An 18947-nucleotide genomic window follows, 5' to 3' on the forward strand; every position below is an offset into this window, starting at 1 on the left:
GGCGCACCGGAACGGCCGAACCCGGAACGGGCGAAACCGGGACGGGCGGAGCTGGAACGGGCGGAACCGGAACGGGCGGAACCGGAACGGCCGAAACCGGGACGGGCGGAGCTGGTGTGCGGGGACGTGCGGGACCTGGCGGTGGAGCTGGCCCGCGCGGGCGAGCTGCCCGCCTACGTCTACCACCTGCCCGGCCTGCGCGCCCACGTCGCCGCCGTACGCGCCGCCATGGCGGGCGTGGCCCAGGTGTTCTACGCGGTGAAGGCCAATCCCGACGCGCGGATCCTGCGGACGTTGTGGCCGCTGGTGGACGGGTTCGAGGTGGCCTCCGGCGGGGAGCTCGCGCAGGTGCGGCGGGTCGTGCCGGAGGCGCCGGTGGCCTTCGGCGGGCCCGGCAAGACCGACGACGAGCTGGGCCTCGCCCTGCGGCTCGGGGCCGAGCGGGTGCACGTGGAGAGCGCGCACGAGCTGTCCCGGCTGATCGCCATGAGCGCCGGCCGCCCGGTCGACGTGCTGCTGCGGGCGAACCCGTTCCCCGCCGCGCCGGACGCGGTCACCCCGTTCGGCATGGACGCGGACGGCCTGGCCGAGTGCGCCGGGCTGCTGCGGGCGGCCCCGTGGGTGCGGCCGCGCGGCGTCCACGTCCACCTGTCCTGGGGGCAGGACGCCGCCGCGCTGGCGGGCCTGGCGGCGCGCGTCACCGCCTGGGCGCTGCCGTGGACGCGGGCCCGGCTGCCGCGGGTGGCGCGGCCCGAGATCGACCTCGGCGGCGGCATGGGCGTCGACTATCACGACCCGGGCGGGCGCTTCGACTGGCCCGCGTACGCCGCCGCGCTGGCCGGCCTGAACGTCCCCGCCCGCCTGCGCGTCGAGCCCGGCCGGGCACTGACCGCCTATCACGGCTGGTACGTCACCGACGTCCTCGACGTCAAGCGCAACCACGGCCGCCGCTTCGGCGTGCTGCGCGGCGGCACCCACCACCTGCGCACCCCGGTGGCCCGGGGACACGACCAGCCGTGCGCCGTCATCCCCCTCGGCACCGGCGGGCCGTCGGCGCCGGCGGGCCCGATCACGCTGGTCGGCCAGTTGTGCACCCCGAAGGACGTCCTGGCCCGCGACCTGCCCGCCGCCGGTCTGCGGGTGGGCGACGTGGTGGTCTTCGCGCTGGCGGGCGCGTACGCGTACAACCTGTCCCACCACGACTTCCTGATGCATCCCAAGCCGCGATTCCACTACCTCGACCCGTCGTGATCGGAGGTCCCAGCGATGCGCTCGCCGATCCGGCGCCGACCCCCGCCGCCGCACGCGTACGCACACGTACGCGGACGCGGCGCACGTGCAAAGGAGTCGTAGTGATCTTCGATGAGACGTGGGACTTCCTCCGGCTCTGGCAGTACGCCGAGCGCTACCTGGGCGTGGGCACCCGCGACTACAGCGCGTTCTCCCACCACCTCGACATCTCTGACGAGTTCCACCCCCAGCGCGGCCGGCCCCGGTTCGTCCTGCCGACGTTCCGCGTCCCGGACGATCACGGCGCGTTCCTGCCCGGCGGCGCCGACTCTCCCGTGACCAAGCTGTACCGCGGGAGCGGCGGGGAGTTCCTGCTGCCCGTGCACCCCGAGACCCTGCGCTTCCCCGGCCTGCCGGGACGCGCGGCGCTCCGGGCCGTGGAGCGGGGCCCCGACCTGCTGGTGGTGCCGTCGGCGAACGCGCGCACGGTGTTCGTCGAGCGCATCGGCGGCCGGCCCGTCGAGCCGCACTTCGTGAAGCTGCACTATCCCCGGCGCCTGTCCCGTTTCACCCGGCGGCTGCGCCGGCCGATCATCACGCTGCAGCTCTGGGCGGCGGCCGAGCTGATGCGCGCCGGCCTGCCCGTGCTGCCGGAGGTGGCCGGCGGCGTCCTGGGCGAGGATCCCCGCGAGGCGTGGGGCTTCCTCATCCGCGAGCTCAGCCCCCGCGCCACCACCCCCATCTCCCCCGAAACCACCACCATCACCCCGCCGCCTCCTGACCCGGCTCGTGCCCCGGGCCCCGGCACGGTCCCGGGCGCGGGCGGGCCGGCTGCGGGCCAGCCGGGTGCGGGCGGGCCGGGTGCGGGGCTCTCCGGCGGTTCCGGGGGCGTGGCGCTGGAGTTCACGGTGCCGTTGTTCGCCCTGTACGGGCGCGACCTGCACCATCCCGGCCATCCGCCGCTCCTGCGGCAACTGGTGGCCCGCAGCGGCGAGGACCCGTTCACGTGGATCATCCGGCGGGTCGTGGCCCCGATGGTCGGGCTGTGGCTGGACGCCGTCGCCCGTACCGGCTGCCTGCTGGAGCCGCACGGGCAGAACACGCTGTTCAGCTTCGACCGGGCGGCCGGCCGCACCGCGATCGTCTATCGCGACTGCGGCGTCTACGTCGACCTGCGGACCAGGCACGAGCTGTCCCCGGACGGCCCGCTGCCGCCGGTCAACGTCATCCCCCGCGACATACGCCACCCGCGCGAGCAGGTCATGAGCCTCACCTACGACAGCTTCCTGGCCCACCACGCCCTGGAGCGCATCGCCCGCCTGGCCCGCGACGCGTACGGCATCCCGCCCGGCCACCTGCGCCGGGCCGCCTGCGACGCCTTCCTCGCGCACGGCGGCGCCGGCACGCCGCTGCCCCCGACCGTCTACTACTACGACGACCGCCTCCACGACGACGGGCGCTGGAACCTCGTCGACACCGGCGAGCCGCCGCACTGGCGCCCCCCTGCGACCCGTCCCGCCGTCACGGCCCTGGCCGCTCCCCCTGCCGTACGGGGGCGCCGGCCGTGAGGTCGGCACCGATGTCCAGGTCGCCGACGAGGACGGCCCGGCCGGTGGCCAGCGACTCGTTGGCCGCGATGCCGACCACGGCCGCCCGCAGCCCGTCCAGGTGATCGGCGGCCCGCCCGAGGGGATCGTCGCCGATCCGCAGGTCCCGGCGGAACACGTCCTTGAGCAGGATCGCGTCGCCGCCGCCGTGCCCGCCGATGCCGCCGGGGATGGGCACCTCCTCGGCCCGCTCCCAGTGCCGCTGCACGACCACCCGCTCCCCGGTGGGCCGTACGGCATCGCGGGCGGCCGTGGGGGCGAGGGCGATCGAGCCGTCCGCGCCCAGCTCGACGAAGCCGCGCTCGACGACCTCCAGCTCGGCCCGCCCGGCGGTGCCGTTGACGGTGACGCGGTAGCCCTCCCACGGGCTGTGGGCGTTGAGCGAGTACGTGAGCATGGCGCCGCGCCGGTAGTCCACCAGGACCGCCATGTTGTCCTCGATCGTCACGCCGGGGGCGAACGGGTCGGTGTCGCGCCGGTAGCCGTCGTGCTGCTCGGCCCGCAGGTAGAGGGCCTCCAGGCGCGGGTCGGCGCGCAGGTCGAGGGCGTACGGGTCGCCGTGGACGCCCGTGCCGCGCTCCGGCCGCTCCCCCATCCCCCGCGCGGCGGCGTTCTCGTGGCCGTAGAAGCGCAGCGCGGCGGAGGCGTACACCTTGACCGGGTCGTCGGCGAGCCACCAGTTGACCAGGTCGAAGTGGTGGCTGGCCTTGTGCACGAGGAGGCCGGCGGACAGGGCCCTGTCGCGGTGCCAGCGGCGGAAGTAGTCGGCGCCGTGCATCGTGTCCAGCGCCCACTCGAAGTGCACGCCGGTCACCTCGCCGATCGTGCCCGAGGCGATGACCTGGCGCAGCGCGGAGTTGCGGGGGGCGTACCGGTAGTTGAAGGTCATGACGACCTCACCGCCGGTGTCGGCGATCGCCCTGACGATGCGCCGGCAGCCGTCGGCGTCGGTCGTCAGGGGCTTCTCCACCACGACGCCGGCCCCGGCCCGCAGCGCGTGGTCGACCAGCTCGGCGTGGGCGCGGTCCACGCTGGTGACGATCACGGTGTCGACCCGCTGCTCGGCGACCATCCTCGCCGCCTCGCCCGGCGCGTACCGGGGCAGCCCGGCCGGGCCGCCGAGGCCGAGCGCGCGGCCCGCCTCGGCGTCGTAGTGGTCGATCCGGGCCGGGTTCGGGTCCAGCCAGGCGACGATCTCGCCCACGTCGGCGTGCTCGCCGGTCAGCGCCGCCACGTACATGCCGGCCCGGTGTCCCGTGCCGGCCACGGCGTAGCGGCGGCGCGGGCGGGACGGGGGCGGGGCCTGGTAGGCGGGCACCACGCCGGGGCCCGCCTGGGTGCGCGTGCTCGACGCCGGGGCGGGCGCGGTGGGATTCTGGTCAACAGGGCTGAAATCGCTCACGAAGGTCATCATCTCGGACGCCGCGTTCCGGCGGTACGCGGCCCGCACCCCCCGCCCGTTCCGGCGCCGCCCGCAGGGATTACCGTGGATCGGGATATAGTCAACCAAACCTACCGATTTCCCCTGGAGATATGTTGACCAGCAAGTTCGCCGGCGTCGTGGCCGCGCTCGCGCTCGCGCTCACCGCGTGCGGCTCCGGCGGGGGCGGCACGTCCACCGGCAGCTCCGCCGCCCCCGACGCCGGCGCCACGATCGAGATCGGATCCCTGTACGAGCCCCAGAATCTCGACAATACGGCCGGCGGCGGCCAGGGCGTGACCGAGGCCTTCAACGGCAACGTGTACGAGGGCCTGTTCCGGCTGACCGACGCGGGCAAGGTGGAGGACCTGCTGGCCGAGAGCCATGAGGTCTCGGACGACGGCCTCACGTACACGTTCAGGATCCGCCAGGGTGTCACGTTCCACTCGGGCAAGGCGCTGACGGCCGCCGACGTGAAGAACAGCATCGAGCGGGTCGTGGCCGAGGACTCCCAGTCGGCGCGCAAGAGCAATCTTGAGGTCATCAAGTCGGTCGAGGCCCCCGACGACCGCACGGTCGTGGTCAAGCTGTCGGACCGGTCGATCTCGCTGACGTACAACCTGAGCTACGTGTGGATCGTCAACACCGCCGCCAAGGACCTGGCCACCGGCGAGGACGGCACGGGGCCGTACCGGCTGGAGGCGTGGAAGCGCGGCTCCACGCTCAGCCTGGAGCCCTTCCCCGGCTACTGGGGCGCCAAGCCCGCCAACGGCGGCGTCGTCTTCCACTACTTCACCGAGGCCACGGCGCTCAACAACGCGCTGCTCACCGGCGCGGTGGACATCGTCACCAGCCAGCAGAGCCCCGACGCGCTGAGCCAGTTCACCGGCAACCCCGACTACAAGATCAGCGACGGCCACTCCACCACCAAGCTGCTGCTCGCCTTCAACGACCGCAAGGCCCCGTTCGACAAGCCTGAGGTGCGCAGGGCGGTCGCCGCGGCCATCGACGACGCCAAGCTGCTGGAGTCGGTGTGGGCGGGGCACGGCAGCCTCATCGGCTCGATGGTGCCGCCCACCGACCCGTGGTACGAGGACCTGACCTCGCTCGACGCCTACGACGTCGAGGCGGCCAGGAAGCAGCTCGCCGAGGCCGGGTACGCCGGCGGCTTCCGCTTCACGCTCGACACGCCCAACTACGACCCGCACCCGACGGCCGCCACGTTCATCAAGGGCGAGCTGGCCAAGGTCGGCATCACCGTGGACATCAACGTGATCACCGCCGACGAGTGGTACACGAAGGTCTACAAGAACCGCGACTTCGCCGCCACCCTCCAGGAGCACGTCAACGACCGCGACGTGGTCTGGTACGGCGACCCCGACTTCTACTGGGGCTACGACGACAAGCAGGTCACCGGCTGGATCGAGCAGGCGGAGCGGGCCAGGACGGCCGAGGAGCAGACCGAGCTGCTGAAGAAGGCCAACCGGCGGATCGCCGAGGAGGCGGCCAGCGACTGGCTCTACCTCTACCCGCAGATCGTGGTGGCCTCCTCGAAGCTGTCGGGCTACCCGGTCAACGGCCTGAACTCGCAGTTCTACGCGTACGGGATCAAGAAGGGCTGATGGGGCGTTACCTGCTGCGCCGGACCGGCTTCCTGCTCGGCTCGTTGCTGGCGGCGGCCGCGCTGCTGTTCGTGCTGCTGCGGCTGCTGCCCGGCGACCCGGCCAACGCGCTGCTGTCGGTCGGCGCGACGCCCGAGCAGATCGCCGCGGCGCGCCGCCAGATCGGCTCGGACGTGCCCCTGCCCGAGCAGTTCGCCGCCTGGCTGGCCGGGCTGGCCCGGCTGGACCTGGGCACGTCGTTCGTGAGCCGGCTGCCCGTGGGGCCGGAGATCGCCGCGCGGCTGGTGGTGACCGTGCCGCTGACGCTGCTGTCGTTCGCGCTGGCGGTGCTGATCGCGCTGCCGGTCGGGTTCGTCGCCGCGTGGCGCTCCGACCGCTGGTACGGGCTGCTGCTGAACGGCGTCTCCCAGCTCGGCATCGCCGTCCCCGTGTTCTGGATCGGGATGCTGCTGGTGACCGTGTTCGCGCTGCGGCTGCGGGTGCTGCCCGCGGGCGGCTTCCCGCGCGGCGACTGGGCCGAGCCGGGCCGGGCGCTGACCTCGCTGGCGCTGCCGGTGATCACGATCGCGCTGGTCATGTCGGCCTCGCTCATCCGGTACGTCCGCTCGGCCACGCTCGACGTGCTGGGCAGCGACTACCTGCGGACGGCGCGGGCGCTCGGGTCGTCGTTCGCCGGGGCGATGTGGCGGCACGGGCTGCGCAACGCCTCCGTCCCGGTCATCTCGATCCTCGGCATCGAGCTGGCGACCACGTTCCTCGGGGCGGTGGTCGTGGAGAGCGTGTTCACGCTGCCGGGGCTCGGGACGCTGCTGGTGGAGGGGATCGCCGAACACGACTATCCGGTGATCCAGGGCGTGCTGGCGGTCAGCACGTTCGCGGTGCTGATGATCGGCTTCGCCGCGGACCTCGCCCAGCGGCTGGTCGACCCGCGCCTGCGGGCGCACGTGGGCGGTGGCCGGCCATGAGGGGGAGGTTCACGTTCCTGGCCGGGTGCGTGCTGGTGGGCCTGATCCTGGTGGTGGCCGCCGTGTCGCTGGTGTGGCTGCCGTACGATCCGGCCGACACCTCCGGCGGGCGGCTCGCCCCGCCGGGCGGAGCGCACCTGCTGGGCACCGACAAGCTCGGCCGCGACCTGCTCACCCAGCTCATGGTGGGCGCGCGCATCGCGCTCACCGTCGGCATCGGCTCGGTGCTGGTCGGCGGGCTGCTGGGGGTGGCGGGCGGGCTGATCGCCGGGTTCGCCACCCGCTGGCTGGACGACGCGCTGTCGGCCGTGCTCGACATCCTCATCGCCTTCCCCACGCTGCTGCTGGCCATGCTGGTGGTGGCCGCGCGCGAGGCCTCGCTCGGGTCGGCGATCCTGGCGATCGGGCTGGCGATGTCCGGGGTCGTGGCCCGGCTGACCAGGATCCTGGTGAAACGGGTGCTGGCGCAGGACTACATCACGGCCGCGCGCACCTCGGGCACCTCGTGGCCGAGGGTGGTGGCCGAGCACGTGCTGCCGAACATCTGGCCGACGCTGCTGGTCAACCTCTCGCTCCAGCTCGGGCTGGCCGTGCTGGCCGAGGCGTCGCTGTCGTACCTGGGGCTCGGGCCGCCGCCGCCGAACGCGTCGTGGGGCCGGCTGCTGCAGGAGGCGCAGGCCACCGTGCTGACCTCGCCGACCGGCGCGATCGCGCCGGGCGTGCTGCTCGTCGTCCTCGTCGTGGGCGTGAACCTGGTGGCCGACGGCTTCCGCGACCTCGCCGACCCGACCAGGAGGAGAACCCGATGACGCTGCCGGACCTCTCCCGCCGCGCCGTGCCCGGGAGGAGCCGATGACGCTGCTGGACGTGTCCGGGCTGGCGGTGCGCCGCGCGGACGGTCACCGGCTGGTCGGGGACGTGTCGTTCGCCCTCGACGCCGGCGAGCGGCTGGCCCTGATCGGCGAGTCGGGCTCGGGCAAGTCGCTCACCGCGCTGGCCGTCATGGGGCTGCTGCCCGCGGGCATGACCGCCCACGGCAGCGTGCTCCTGGGCGGCACCCAGATGATCGGCGCCCCGGACCGGACGCTGAACCGGGTGCGCGGGCGTACCGCCGCCGTGATCTTCCAGGAGCCGCTGACGGCCCTGGACCCGCTGATGCGGGTGGGCCGCCAGATCGCCGGGCCGCTGCGCCGCCGCGGGCTGCGCGGCGCGGCACTGCGCGCCGCCGTCCGGGCGGCCCTGGACGAGGTACGGCTGCCGGAACGGGTCGCCAGGGCCTACCCGCACGAGATCTCCGGCGGGCAGCGGCAGCGGGTCGCCATCGCCATGGCGCTGGCCTGCGAGCCCGCGGTGCTGATCGCCGACGAGCCGACCACGGCCCTGGACGTGACCGTGCAGGCCGAGGTCCTGGCCCTGCTGGACGGCCTGGTGGCGGGCCGGGGCATGGCGCTGCTGTTCATCAGCCACGACCTGGCCGTCGTCGCGGAGGTGGCGGACCGGGTGGTGGTGCTCAAGGACGGCTCCCCGGTGGAGTCGGGAAGGACGCGTGACATCGTGGGCCAACCGCGCCACGCCTACACCCGCGCGCTCGTGGACAGCGCGCGGGCGCTGGAGGGCGAGCTCGATCGGCTCGCGCCATGACGCCCGCCATGACGCCCGCCATGACGCCCGCCGCCCCCGCCGTGCTGGAGACGCGCGAGGCCGGCTTCGCCTACCGGGGCGGCCGGCCGGTGCTGGAGGGCGTGTCGGTGGCCGTGCCGGCCGGGCGCAGCCTGGCGCTGGTGGGCGAGTCGGGCGCGGGCAAGACCACGCTGCTGCGGCTGCTGCTCGGCCTGGCCCGGCCGACGACCGGGCAGGTGCTCTTCGACGGGGCGCCGCTGGTCCCGCGTGACCGGGCCTTCAGGCGGGCGGTGCAGCCGGTCTTCCAGGACCCGTACTCGTCGCTGGACCCGCGCCAGCGGGTGGCGCGCATCGTCTCCGAGCCGCTGCGCTCGCTCGGCCTGCTCTCCCCCGGCAGCCGCGCGGCGCGGCGGGACGAGGCCGGCGAGCGCGTCGCCGAGGCGCTGCGCTCGGTGGGGCTGCCCGCCGACGCCGCCGGGCGTTACCCGCACGAGTTCTCCGGCGGGCAGCGGCAGCGCATCGCGATCGCCAGGGCGCTGGTGTGCCGGCCGCGGGTGCTGCTGGCCGACGAGCCGGTCAGCGCGCTCGACGTGTCGACGCGGGCGCGCGTGGTGGAGCTGCTCGCCGGCCTCGCCGAGAGCCACGCGCTGACCGTCGTGGTGGTCTCCCACGACCTGAGCGTGGTGGCGGCGTTGTGCGCGCGCACGGCGGTCATCGAGCGCGGGCGCGTCGTCGAGCAGGGCGACACGGCGGACGTGCTGGGGGCGCCCGCCCATCCGTACACGCGGCGGCTCATCGACAGCGTCCCCCGCCTCAGCCGCGCGTCCCGCCTCCGGTGACCGCCCCGCTCCGGTACGGGCGGTGCCCTATTGTCGGTGACGATCCCCTAGAAAGGATGCATATGCACCACCGGTACGCCGCCGCCGCCCCGGGCACGACGGGAGGCCGGCGATGAGCGCGGAGCTGATCGAGCGGGTGCACGCCGTGCTGGCGGCGCCCAGGCCGTGGTCCGTCGTCCAGGTCGGCGACCCGGTGCTGCGCCGCACGGCCGAGCCGTACGACGGGCAGCTCCCCGACGCCCTGCTGCGCGACCTGCTCGACGCGATGTTCAAGCACCTGCCGGGCGTCGGCGTGGGGCTCGCCGCGCCGCAGATCGGCATCCCGCTGGCGCTGGCCGTCATCGAGGACCCCGCCGAGGTGCCGCCGGAGGTCGCCGCGGAGCGGGAGCGGGTGCCCCGGCCGCCGCTGGAGCTGGTCAATCCCGTCGTCACCCCGCTGGGCTCGCGCTACCACGCCTTCAACGAGGGGTGCCTGAGCGTCGAGGGGTTCACCGCCGTCGTCGCGCGGCACGCGCGGGTCCGGCTGTCGGCCACGGACGGGAACGGGCGCGCGTACGAGACGGAGCTGTCCGGCTGGCCGGCCCGGATCGCCCAGCACGAGACCGACCACCTCAACGGCATCCTCTACCTTGACCGGGCCGAGCCCCGCTCGCTCTCGACGGTCGCCAACTACGAGCGCTTCGGCTCCCCGACCGGCTGAACGGCTTCAGGCGCGAGCCGGGCATGGTGCCTGGACGTGCCGGCCGGCGACGCCGGCCGCCCGGCGCGGTCGTCGTCAGTAGCGGTGAGACACCTGGTAGGTGCCCTGCAGCCACCGTGGCGCGCCGCCCTCCGGCTCCGGCTCGGAGGAAGCGGGGCGCTCGGAGGAGGCGTGGCGCTCGTTGACGCGCAGCGCGCGCTCGTACGCCGCCTCCAGGACGAACTCCTCGACACCGATCCCCTCGGCCTCGGCGGCGGCGACGATGGCCGCGCGCCTGGCCGGGTCGGTGAAGTGCAGCCGCAGGTCGCTCATGCGCATCACCCTAGTCATCGCGGAAGCGGAGCTGAATCCCCCGCGCGGTCAGTCCGCACGGCGTGGTTCACGGCCGGGCGGCGCGCGGGTCCTCCCTCCGGCCGGGTGGCGGGCCGCGCCCGTCCCGCCACCCGGCCGGCCGTCACGGGAGCGGGAGCGTGATGGTCTTCGTCACGCTCATCTCCCTGGTGGAGTAGCGAATGCCCTCGCGCCCGAGCCCGCTGTCCTTGACCCCGCCGAACGGGATGTGGGGCGAGTCGAAGTGCGGCCCGGCGTTCAGGTTGACGGCGCCGACCCGCAGCTCGGCCGCGATCCGCAGGAACGCCATCGCGTCGGAGGTGACCACCCCGGCCTGGAGGCCGTAACGGGTGCCGTTCGCCACGGAGACGGCCTCCGCCGCGTCCCTGACCCTGATGACCGGGGCGACGGGCCCGAAGGTCTCCTCCACGACGAGTTCGGCCTCGCGGGGCACCTGGTCGAGCACCACGGGCGCGAGCAGGGAGCCGCGCCGCTCCCCGCCGCACATCGGCTTCGCCCCGGCGGCGACGGCGTCCAGGACGCGCCGCTCCACCTCGGCCGCGGCCTCCTGACTGATGAGCGGTCCCAGATCGGTGGCCGGGTCGAGCGGGTCGCCCGCCCGCTTGCCGCGGGCGGCCTCCGCGAGGCCGGCGACCAGTTCGTCGGCGATCTCCTCGACCGCGATGACGCGCTTGATCCCGCGGCACGACTGGCCCGCGGTGGCGAAGGCGCCCTCGGCCGCCAGCCGCACCGCGAGCTCCAGGTCGGCGTCGCGCAGCACGATGAGGGGATCGTTCCCGCCCAGCTCCAGCAGGAGCCTCTTGCCCGCGGCCGCCGCCGAGACGGCCCGGCCGGTGGCCACGGAGCCGGTGAAGGTCACCATGTCCACCTCGGGGTGGCCGGCCAGCGCCGGGCCGATCAGCCCGGGGTCCCCGGTCGTGACCACGAGCTGCTCGGGCGGCAGCCCGGCCTCCATGAGGAGGCCGGCGAAGGCCAGCGCGGTCAGCGGCGTCTTCTCCGACGGCTTGAGCACGATCGGGCAGCCGGCCGCGATGGCCGGTGCCACCTTGACCACGACCTGGTTCAGCGGCCTGTTGAACGGGGTGAGCGCGGCCACGACGCCGACGGGTTCGAGCACGGTCACCGCCAGCCGGTCCTGTCCCGGGATGGGGATGCTCTCCCCGCGCAGCCGCTCGGTCTCCTCGGCCGCGACGGTGAGGTTGGCGACGGCCCGCTCGATCTCCTTGCGGGTCTCCTTCACGCACACCCCGGACTCGCCGGTGATCAGCGTGGACGTCTCCGCGGCCCGCTCCCCCAGCAGGGCGGCGGCGCCGCGCAGCACCTCGGCCCGGCGGCGGGGGCTCAACGGCCGCCAGGCCGCCCGGATGCGCCGGATCGCGTCGTCCAGCTCCCGGGGCGTGTCGGCCGGCACCGAGCCGACCGTCTCGCCGTTCCACGGGTTGAGCACCGCCGACTGCCGGGCGGCCGGCCGCAGGGCGCCGTCACTGAACATGATCGTCGTCCTTGACCGCTTCGTCGTCCTTGACGACGAAGCGGGCCTCCAGCTCGGAGATCCGGGAGTAGTCGAACACCTCGAAGAGCTCGTGGAAGGTCATCCGCAGGTCGTTGCGCTCCCAGAAGTTCTGCGTGGTCCCCTCGTCGCGCAGCGCGGCGAACACCTTGCGCAGGATCGTCGTGGCCGCGTACCAGCCGGACAGCGGGTAGATGGCCAGGTTGTAGCCGAGGTCCTGCAGCTCGCGGGTGGTCAGCCAGGGGGTCTTGCCGCCCTCGACCATGTTGGCCAGCAGCGGCGCGTCGATCTCGTCCCTGACCCGCTTCATCTCGTCGACGTTGAGCATGGCCTCCAGGAAGATGCAGTCGGCGCCCGCCCGGACGTACTCCTTCGCGCGCCGGATCGCCTCGTCCAGCCCGAGCTTCTCGCGGGCGTCGGTCCTGGCGATCAGCACCCAGTCGGGGTCGGTACGGGCCTCCACCGCCGCCTCGATCTTGCCGATCATCTCCCGGGTGGAGATGAGCCGCTTGCCCTCCAGATGCCCGCAGCGTTTGGGCACCACCTGGTCCTCCAGATGGCCGCCGACGATGCCGGCCCGCTCGAACTCCCGCACGCACCGCCAGGTGTTCATGGCGTTGCCGTACCCGGCGTCGATGTCCATGATCACCGGCAGGTCCACCGCCAGGCAGATGTTCTTGGCGTTCCAGGCCATCTCGGTGATCGTGGCGAAGCCGAGGTCGGGCAGCCCGAGCATGGACGCCGAGGTGCCCGAGCCCGTCATGTGGATGGCGGGGAAGCCGGCCTGCTCGATGACCTTCGCGCTCAGCGCGTCATAGGCGCTGGGCACCACGAGGATCTCAGGGGCGAGCATCAGATCTTTGAACTGCTTGGCACGCGACATGCTGCTCCTTCGGAGGTGAGTGTCTCGGTGAGCCGGATGAGCTGGTTGTACTTGGCGATGCGGTCGCCCCTGCGCGGGCCGCCGATCTTGATCCACTCGGCGCCGACGGCCACCGCCAGGTCGCACATGGCGGTGTCCTCGGTCTCGCCCGAGCGATGCGAGACGGCCAGCCGCAGGCCGAGGTCGCGGGCGGCGCGGGCGGCCGCCAGCGTGGCGGTGACGGTCCCGGCCTGGCTCGGCTTGAGCAGGACGGCGTCGGCCAGGCCCGGGCGGACCCGGCCGGCGTCGGAGGCGAACAGGTCGTCGCCGACCACGGCCGCCCCGGCCTGCCTGGCGGCGGGCAGGAACGCCTCCCACGCGCCGGTGTCGGCGGGGTCGAAGGGGTCTTCGACGTACTGGATCCCGTGGGCGCGGACCAGTTCGAGCAGCAGCGCCGCGAACTCCGCCGGGCCGTGCTCGCGGCCCTGGAACCGGTAGCCGCGCTCCGTGCGCAGATGCTCGGCGGCCACGTCCACGCCGAGCGCGGCCGGCGCGGCGGCTCTGGTCCGGTCGAGCGTGCGGAGCTGCCAGGCCAGGTCGCGCCCGCCGGGGAGAAGGCCGCTGGAGGCGGAGATCGGCGCGGCGCCGCTCCCGTCCGCCATCGTCCGCTCCAGGGCGGCGTACACGTCGAGCGCGATCCGCACGTCGTCCAGCACGGAGCCGGACTCCGGGATGATCATGATCTGCTGGAAGGAGTCGGGCGCCGCCGTGCCGTGGATGCCGCCGGAGAAGGCGTTGACCAGCAGCCGCGGCAGGCCGGGGGTGGACCCGGCCCGGTCCGCGAGCCAGGCGTGCAGCGGCCGGCCCGCGACCGCCGCCGCGGCGCGGGCGTGGGCCAGCGACACGGCGAGGGTGGCGTCCGCGCCGACGCCGTGCCGGTCGTCCAGCTCGCGCAGCCTGGCGTCCAGCTCCTCCTGGCCCGGCTTCAGCCCGGCCAGCTCGTCACGCAGCAGCCGTCCGGTCTCGCTGTCGCGCAGCGGGCCGAGCGCGCCGGTGCGCAGCCGGCGGCGGCGCTCCAGCCTCCCGGGCGCGATGGCCACCGGGCAGGAGCCCCTGCCGCGCACCTCCCCCAGCCACACGTCCGCTTCCAGGGTGGGATGGCCCCGGGAGTCCAGGATTCCCCGCAGCGCCACGTCGGTGATCGGCATCGGAGCCGCGCCGCCGTGACCCCGCTTCCCGCCTTGTGTCACGACCGCTCCTTCACCTTGGCCAGCCAGGGCATCAGCTCGCTGGCCCGGGAGATCGGCAGCGCGCCCTCGGCCACCGCCGCCTCGTCGAACCGGCGGACCGCGTCGGGCCTGATGCCGGGTCCCGCCACGGCGATGGGCACGGGGTCGTCGGTGTGGATGCCCGCGGCGCAGGGGGTGGCGTGGTCGCAGGTGACGACGAGCGTGTCGGCGGGGCCGAGGGCGGCACGCAGCGGCCCTATCAGATGGGCGTCGATGTCGGCGATGGCGCGGACCTTCTCGTCGGGCTGGTTGTCATGGCCGGGCTCGTCGGGTCCCTTGATGTGCGCGAACACCACCTCGGCGGGATCGCCGAGCAGGCTCGGCAGCAGCTCGGCGTAGAAGGCGGCCTCGCTCTGCCCGGGCGCGACCTTGGCCGTGGTGAAGCGGGCCCCGATGAGCCGGGCGAGCCCGCGTTCGGCGGGCACCTGTCCGTACATCGAGATCCGGGCGGACGCGGGCGGGAGGTCGGGCAGCAGGTGCCCGCCGTCGCGGACCAGCAGGAGGTTGGCCGCCTTGCGGCCGGCGGCGCGCCGGCGCGCGTTGACCTCGGCGGCCTCCAGCACCTTGGCGCTCTGCTCGACGAAGGAGTTGACGAGCGAGGCGGTCAGCGCGGCGCCCGGATCGCCGGTCAGGGGCCTGGCGGGCAGGGGCCGGTTCTCGTGCTCGCGCACCGGCAGGCCGAACGGGCCCTGCTTGACGAAGCCGGGGTCGGTGTTGGACACCTCGCCGGACAGCGGTCTGCTCCTGCTGGTGAAGGCCAGGATGCCCCGGTGGCGGCCCCACCCGGTGAGCCGCACCTCGACGTCTGGCTCCAGCCGGACCTTGTCGAGGATCTCGGCGACCAGCTCCAGCATCTCCTCGTCGGAGAGATCGCGGGAGGTCCGCCGGTCCAGGCGGCCCGTGGCGGTGTTGAGGCTGGCGAAGTTGATCCGGAACGCCACCGAATGGCCCTCCGGGTCCCAGTAGCGGTTGCCGTACCCCTCCAGCGGGCCGCGGCCGGTGTAGTGGACGGCGGGATCGTAGCCGAGCAGCGCCATCGCGCCCGAGTCGGACTCGGGCGGGATGCCCGGCGCGATGACCTCCAGCAGCCCGGTGCGGCCGTCGGCGGCGAGCCGGTCCAGATGCGGGGTGGCGGCCTGCTGGAACGGCGTGCGTCCGCCCAGCGCCGGGCTGGGCCGGTCAGCTCCCCCGCACAGCGCCATCAGATAGAGCTTGCCTGAGCGGCTCATCGATCCCCCTCTCCTCGATCACGGCGGCGACGGCGGCGGGGACGAGCGAGCGCCAGTCACCGCCGGAGGCGATTTCCTGCCGGACCCGGGTTCCGCTGATCGGCTTGCTGGTGCGCCGCCACATGACCTCGGTGGTCAGTCCGAGCCGGGCGAACCTGTCCACCTTGGTCTCGCCCCACTCGTCGTAGACGGTGAGGAAGTAGACGGCCTTCGTCGGCGCGTAGTAGGACAGCCGCTCGGGGAAGCTGTGCGGGAACGGCACGATGCGGAAGCGTTCCCTGGGCACACCGGCCCCGCTCAGCGCTCCTTCGACCATCAGGTAGCGCTCGTAGTAGGTCCACGGGTTGCCTTCGGGGGTGCCGCGCGCCGGGTCGGTCTCCTCGAAGGCGATCAGCGTGGGGTCGGGGTTGGTGATGCCGACGACCAGGATGTCGCAGCGTTCCGCCCCGGCCAGCAGGTATTCCAGGTGGCCGAGGTGCAGGGGCTGGAAGCGCCCGTGGATGACGCCGATCCGGTTCATGTCCGCGCCTCCGTCACGAAGTCCCTGAAGCGCCGTGCCACCTCCGAGGGGTGCACGCGCGGCCTGCCGAGCGGCTCCATCGAGCCCGGGAGTATCCGCAGGTGGACGAGTGCCGGCCCGGGCTCCTCCAGCGCCGCCCGGAGCGCCTCCCCGAAGCCGGCCAGGTCGCCGCAGCGGTGCACGCGGGCGTAGCCGCACGCGGCGGCCACGGCGGGGAAGTCCACCTGCTGGGCCAGGCTGCGCTGGCCGCCCGTGGAGTCGTGGACGCCGTTGTCCAGCAGGACGTGCGTGAGGTTCGGCGAGGCGTGCGCGCCCACCGCGGCCATCGTGCCCAGCCGCATCAGCGCCGCGCCGTCCCCGTCGACCACCACCACGGGCCGGGAGGTGTGCCGGGCCACGCCGAGCCCGACCGCCGAGGCCGACCCCATCGCGCCGACCATGTAGAAATGCTGCGGCCGGTCGGCGATGGTGTACAGCTCGCGGCTGGTCTTGCCCGTGGTGGACACCACGGCCGCGGTGTCGGGCAGGGCGGCGAGCAGCCGCTCCAGGGCGGCGGCCCTGGTGGGCGGCCCGCCGCCGTCCCGGCCATGGCATGTCACGTCCGGGACGACGGCGGCGGGCGGGGGTTTCTCCCGCAGCGGCTCCGGCCTGACGATCCCGTCGCGCAGGACGAAGGCGTGGGGCCGGCGTTTGAGGTCCATCGCCGCCCAGCCCGCGTCCAGGCACGCGTCCAGCTCGCTCTCCTCGCCGGGCACCAGGGCGTGGCCGATCCGCATGAGATCGAGCAGCGACCCGGTGATCTCGCCCATCAGTTCGTGCTGCGGCTCATCGGGCCGGCCCGGCTCCCCCCGCCAGGTGACCACGAGGGGCACGGGGATCTCGGCCGGGTGGTTGAGCGACGTGAGCGGGTTGACCATGTTGCCGAGACCGGAGTTCTGGGCGATGACGCACGCGGTCACCCCGGCCAGCCAGCAGCCCGAGGCGATGGCCACCGCCTCGCCCTCGTGGGTGGCCGGCAGGTATCCCGGCCCTGCGGCCACCCGGTTGATCAACGGGGTCAGGTAGGAGCAGGGCACGCCGGTCGTGTCGGTCACCCCGCGTGCGGTCAGCGCGTTCAGCAACGCCTGTGCGTCGATCACGAGCCCGGCTTCCGGGTGGCCACCAATTCGGCGATGCCGGGCGCCTGGTCGCCGTACCGCTTCTCGTCCTCGGCCAGTTCCTGGTATCTCATCAGCGAGAACAGCTCCTCCAGTGAGGAGATGCCGTCCTCCACCGCGGCCGGGCCGTCCCTGCGGAGCGACTCGCAGGCCTTCCGCATCGCGGCGAGCGAGGCGCGCATGCTCTGGTTGGCCCAGATCACGCCGGAGATGCCGAGCTTGACGTACTCCTCCATGGGGGTCGTGTGATAGGTGGTGGGCGCGATCACCAGGGGCAGGCGTGACTGCCATTCCCGGGCGAACTGGGCGATCTCGCTGACCGTGGACTGCCTGGAGTGGATGAACAGGGCGTCGGCCCCGGCCCTCCGGTACGCCTCGCCCCTGCGCAGCGCCTCGTCCAGGCCCGCGCCCGCGATGAGGGCCTCGGTCCTGGCCACGATGACGAAATCGGGATCGGCCAGCGCGTCGCGGCAGGCGGCGATCTTCCCGCAGAACTCGCCGATCTTGGTGAGCTCGTGGCCGTCGCCCACGAACGAGTTCATCTTGGGGAAGAGCTTGTCCTCCAGGCAGACGCCCGCGCCGCCGATCTGCTCGACCCGGGCGGTGAAGCGGCGGGCGGTGTTGAAGTTCCCGTGTCCCGTGTCACCGTCGACCAGCACGGGCAGCCCGGAGGCCGCCACGACGCGGGCCGCCATCTCCAGCAGTTCCGTCCACGAGGCCTCGTCGCTGTCACGGACGCCCAACGCCGTCGAGATGCACAGGCCCGACGCCCACAGCGCGGGGAATCCGGCCTCTGCCGCGACGCGCGCGCTCAGCCCGTCGTGCGCGCCCATGAGGACGGCGGGCTCGGAGCCGCCGAGCAGCGCCCGCAGGCGGGCTCCCGGACTGGGCGCGGGCTCCGCCGTGGGCCGGTCGCGCCGCTGTGCGCCGTAAACGCTCATCGCTTTTCTCCTTGTCGTGGTCAGGTGAAGTCGCGGTCGGGTGAGGTCGCGGTCAGGTGAGGTCGCGGTCAGGTGACCCGGCACTCGGCCGGAGGCGGATCGCCGTTGAGCACGGCCCTGACGCCTTCCGCGACCCGTCGTCTGAGACTGCGTTCCGACTCCTCGGACAGGAAGGCCCGGTGCGCGGAGACCACCACGTCGTCGCGCGCGAGCAGCGCGCGGGCCACCGGGCTGTCGTTGGGGTCCTCCGGGGTGAACACGTCCGAGGCGAAGCCGCCCAGCGTGCCCCGGTCGAGGGCCGCGCGTACGGCGGCGAGGTCGACCAGCCGTCCCCTGGCGGTGTTGACCAGGAGCGTGCCCGGCCTGGCCCGGCCGAGCGCGGCCGCGCCGACCAGCTCGCGGGTCTCCTCGGTGAGCGCCGCGTGGATCACCACGGCGTCGCAGGCGGCGAACAGCTCGCCCAGCTCGCCCGCCGCCGCGACGCCGTGACTGGCCATGAGGTCGGCCGACACGTACGGGTCGTAGGCGAGGACGCGGCCGTAGAAGGCGTGCAGCTTCCTGGCGGTGGCCCGGCCGATGCGGCCGAAGCCGACGATGCCCGCCGCCCGCATCGACAGGCGTCTGGGCACGCCGCCCGCGTGGATGTTCCACCGGCCCGACTTGACCAGCCGGTCCTGGGTGCAGATCTTGCGCTCCAGGGCCAGCAGGAGCGCCAGGGTGTGCGAGCTCACCTCGTCGCCGCAGTAGTCGGGCACGTTGAAGCCGGCGATGCCGCACGCCGCCAGCAGGGGCGCGTTGAGGTTGTCGACGCCCACGCCGCTGCGGGCGACGACCTTGCAGGCCGGTCCCACGGCGTCCACGAGTTCCTTGGTCACCTGGCACCGGTAGATCACCAGCGCGTCGGCGCCGCGTACGTACCGGAGGAAATCCGGCCCCTCGGTGACGTAGCCGTCGGCGAACAGGCCCAGGTCGAGGTGGGCGTCCGGGCCGAAGACCCCGCGCTCGATGCCGGCCAGCGCCGGGTCGGGCCGGCCGGTCCCGTCCAGGGCCCAGGCCGGATCGGTGTAGACGATGCGCATGACCCT

Annotated in this window: 18 protein-coding genes; 8 read left to right on the forward strand and 10 right to left on the reverse strand. The window is 73.8% G+C overall.

The window, feature by feature from the left end:
• The first annotated feature begins 126 nt into the window (after window positions 1–126).
• Entirely contained in the window at window positions 127–1251 is a 1125-nt protein-coding gene (locus IO39_RS15590; RefSeq protein WP_245641985.1) for an alanine racemase, read from the forward strand.
• A gap of 101 nt (window positions 1252–1352) precedes the next feature.
• Window positions 1353–2798, forward strand: a complete 1446-nt coding sequence (locus tag IO39_RS15595) for an IucA/IucC family C-terminal-domain containing protein (protein WP_043622559.1) — start codon at window positions 1353–1355, stop codon at window positions 2796–2798.
• Here IO39_RS15595 and IO39_RS15600 read toward each other — a convergent pair.
• Window positions 2752–4239 (reverse strand): Gfo/Idh/MocA family protein, encoded by a 1488-nt coding sequence (locus tag IO39_RS15600; protein WP_245641986.1) that lies wholly within the window; start codon window positions 4237–4239, stop codon window positions 2752–2754. The genes IO39_RS15595 and IO39_RS15600 overlap by 47 nt on opposite strands.
• Before the next feature lie 131 nt (window positions 4240–4370).
• On the opposite strand from IO39_RS15600, the gene IO39_RS15605 reads away from it, so the two are divergent.
• The 6 genes from IO39_RS15605 (at window position 4371) to IO39_RS15630 (ending at window position 10003) form a co-directional block, all read left to right on the forward strand.
• Window positions 4371–5879: an ABC transporter substrate-binding protein gene (locus IO39_RS15605; protein ID WP_043622565.1), complete on the forward strand. Its 1509-nt coding sequence runs from the start codon at window positions 4371–4373 to the stop codon at window positions 5877–5879.
• On the forward strand, window positions 5879–6844 hold the full coding sequence (locus IO39_RS15610) for an ABC transporter permease (RefSeq protein ID WP_043622570.1): 966 nt from the start codon (window positions 5879–5881) through the stop codon (window positions 6842–6844). The genes IO39_RS15605 and IO39_RS15610 overlap by 1 nt, the downstream gene beginning before the upstream one ends.
• Window positions 6841–7653 (forward strand): ABC transporter permease, encoded by an 813-nt coding sequence (locus IO39_RS15615; protein WP_043622572.1) that lies wholly within the window; start codon window positions 6841–6843, stop codon window positions 7651–7653. Before IO39_RS15610 ends, IO39_RS15615 begins: the two co-directional genes overlap by 4 nt.
• A 43-nt stretch (window positions 7654–7696) precedes the next feature.
• Window positions 7697–8485 carry an ATP-binding cassette domain-containing protein gene (locus IO39_RS15620; RefSeq protein ID WP_043622576.1) on the forward strand — a complete coding sequence of 263 codons (789 nt, stop codon included), beginning with the start codon at window positions 7697–7699 and terminating at the stop codon, window positions 8483–8485.
• A complete protein-coding gene (locus IO39_RS15625; protein WP_211267031.1) occupies window positions 8482–9303 on the forward strand; it encodes an ABC transporter ATP-binding protein in 822 nt (273 codons plus the stop codon). Before IO39_RS15620 ends, IO39_RS15625 begins: the two co-directional genes overlap by 4 nt.
• A gap of 112 nt (window positions 9304–9415) precedes the next feature.
• A complete protein-coding gene (locus IO39_RS15630; protein WP_052422939.1) occupies window positions 9416–10003 on the forward strand; it encodes a peptide deformylase in 588 nt (195 codons plus the stop codon).
• Between the two features lie 75 nt (window positions 10004–10078).
• Here the strand turns inward: IO39_RS15630 and IO39_RS15635 are convergent, their stop codons facing one another.
• The 9 genes from IO39_RS15635 to IO39_RS15675 form a co-directional block, all read right to left on the reverse strand.
• Window positions 10079–10315 (reverse strand): type II toxin -antitoxin system TacA 1-like antitoxin, encoded by a 237-nt coding sequence (locus tag IO39_RS15635; protein ID WP_157548367.1) that lies wholly within the window; start codon window positions 10313–10315, stop codon window positions 10079–10081.
• Window positions 10316–10457: 142 nt separating this feature from the next.
• The gene (locus tag IO39_RS15640; RefSeq protein ID WP_043622586.1) at window positions 10458–11846 is read right to left on the reverse strand and encodes an aldehyde dehydrogenase family protein; all 1389 of its coding nucleotides are present in this window, start codon (window positions 11844–11846) and stop codon (window positions 10458–10460) included.
• Entirely contained in the window at window positions 11836–12747 is a 912-nt protein-coding gene (gene bcpA, locus IO39_RS15645; protein ID WP_043622589.1) for a carboxyvinyl-carboxyphosphonate phosphorylmutase, read from the reverse strand. Before bcpA ends, IO39_RS15640 begins: the two co-directional genes overlap by 11 nt.
• Complete coding sequence (locus tag IO39_RS50655) at window positions 12717–13976, reverse strand: enolase-like domain-containing protein (protein ID WP_157548370.1); 1260 nt, start codon at window positions 13974–13976, stop codon at window positions 12717–12719. The genes bcpA and IO39_RS50655 overlap by 31 nt, the downstream gene beginning before the upstream one ends.
• A complete protein-coding gene (locus IO39_RS15655) occupies window positions 13973–15244 on the reverse strand; it encodes a CMP-5'-phosphonoformate--3-phosphoglycerate phosphonoformyl transferase (RefSeq protein WP_084772918.1) in 1272 nt (423 codons plus the stop codon). Before IO39_RS15655 ends, IO39_RS50655 begins: the two co-directional genes overlap by 4 nt.
• Entirely contained in the window at window positions 15195–15764 is a 570-nt protein-coding gene (locus IO39_RS15660; RefSeq protein ID WP_043622593.1) for an adenylyltransferase/cytidyltransferase family protein, read from the reverse strand. The genes IO39_RS15655 and IO39_RS15660 overlap by 50 nt, the downstream gene beginning before the upstream one ends.
• Entirely contained in the window at window positions 15761–16903 is a 1143-nt protein-coding gene (gene aepY / locus IO39_RS15665) for a phosphonopyruvate decarboxylase (RefSeq protein WP_052422942.1), read from the reverse strand. Before aepY ends, IO39_RS15660 begins: the two co-directional genes overlap by 4 nt.
• Window positions 16900–17862, reverse strand: a complete 963-nt coding sequence (locus IO39_RS15670; RefSeq protein WP_043622596.1) for an isocitrate lyase/phosphoenolpyruvate mutase family protein — start codon at window positions 17860–17862, stop codon at window positions 16900–16902. Before IO39_RS15670 ends, aepY begins: the two co-directional genes overlap by 4 nt.
• 68 nt (window positions 17863–17930) lie before the next feature.
• The gene (locus tag IO39_RS15675) at window positions 17931–18941 is read right to left on the reverse strand and encodes a C-terminal binding protein (protein WP_043622602.1); all 1011 of its coding nucleotides are present in this window, start codon (window positions 18939–18941) and stop codon (window positions 17931–17933) included.
• Window positions 18942–18947: the final 6 nt, after the last annotated feature.

This window comes from Nonomuraea candida (assembly GCF_000725485.1).
In the GTDB taxonomy this organism is placed as follows: domain Bacteria; phylum Actinomycetota; class Actinomycetes; order Streptosporangiales; family Streptosporangiaceae; genus Nonomuraea; species Nonomuraea candida.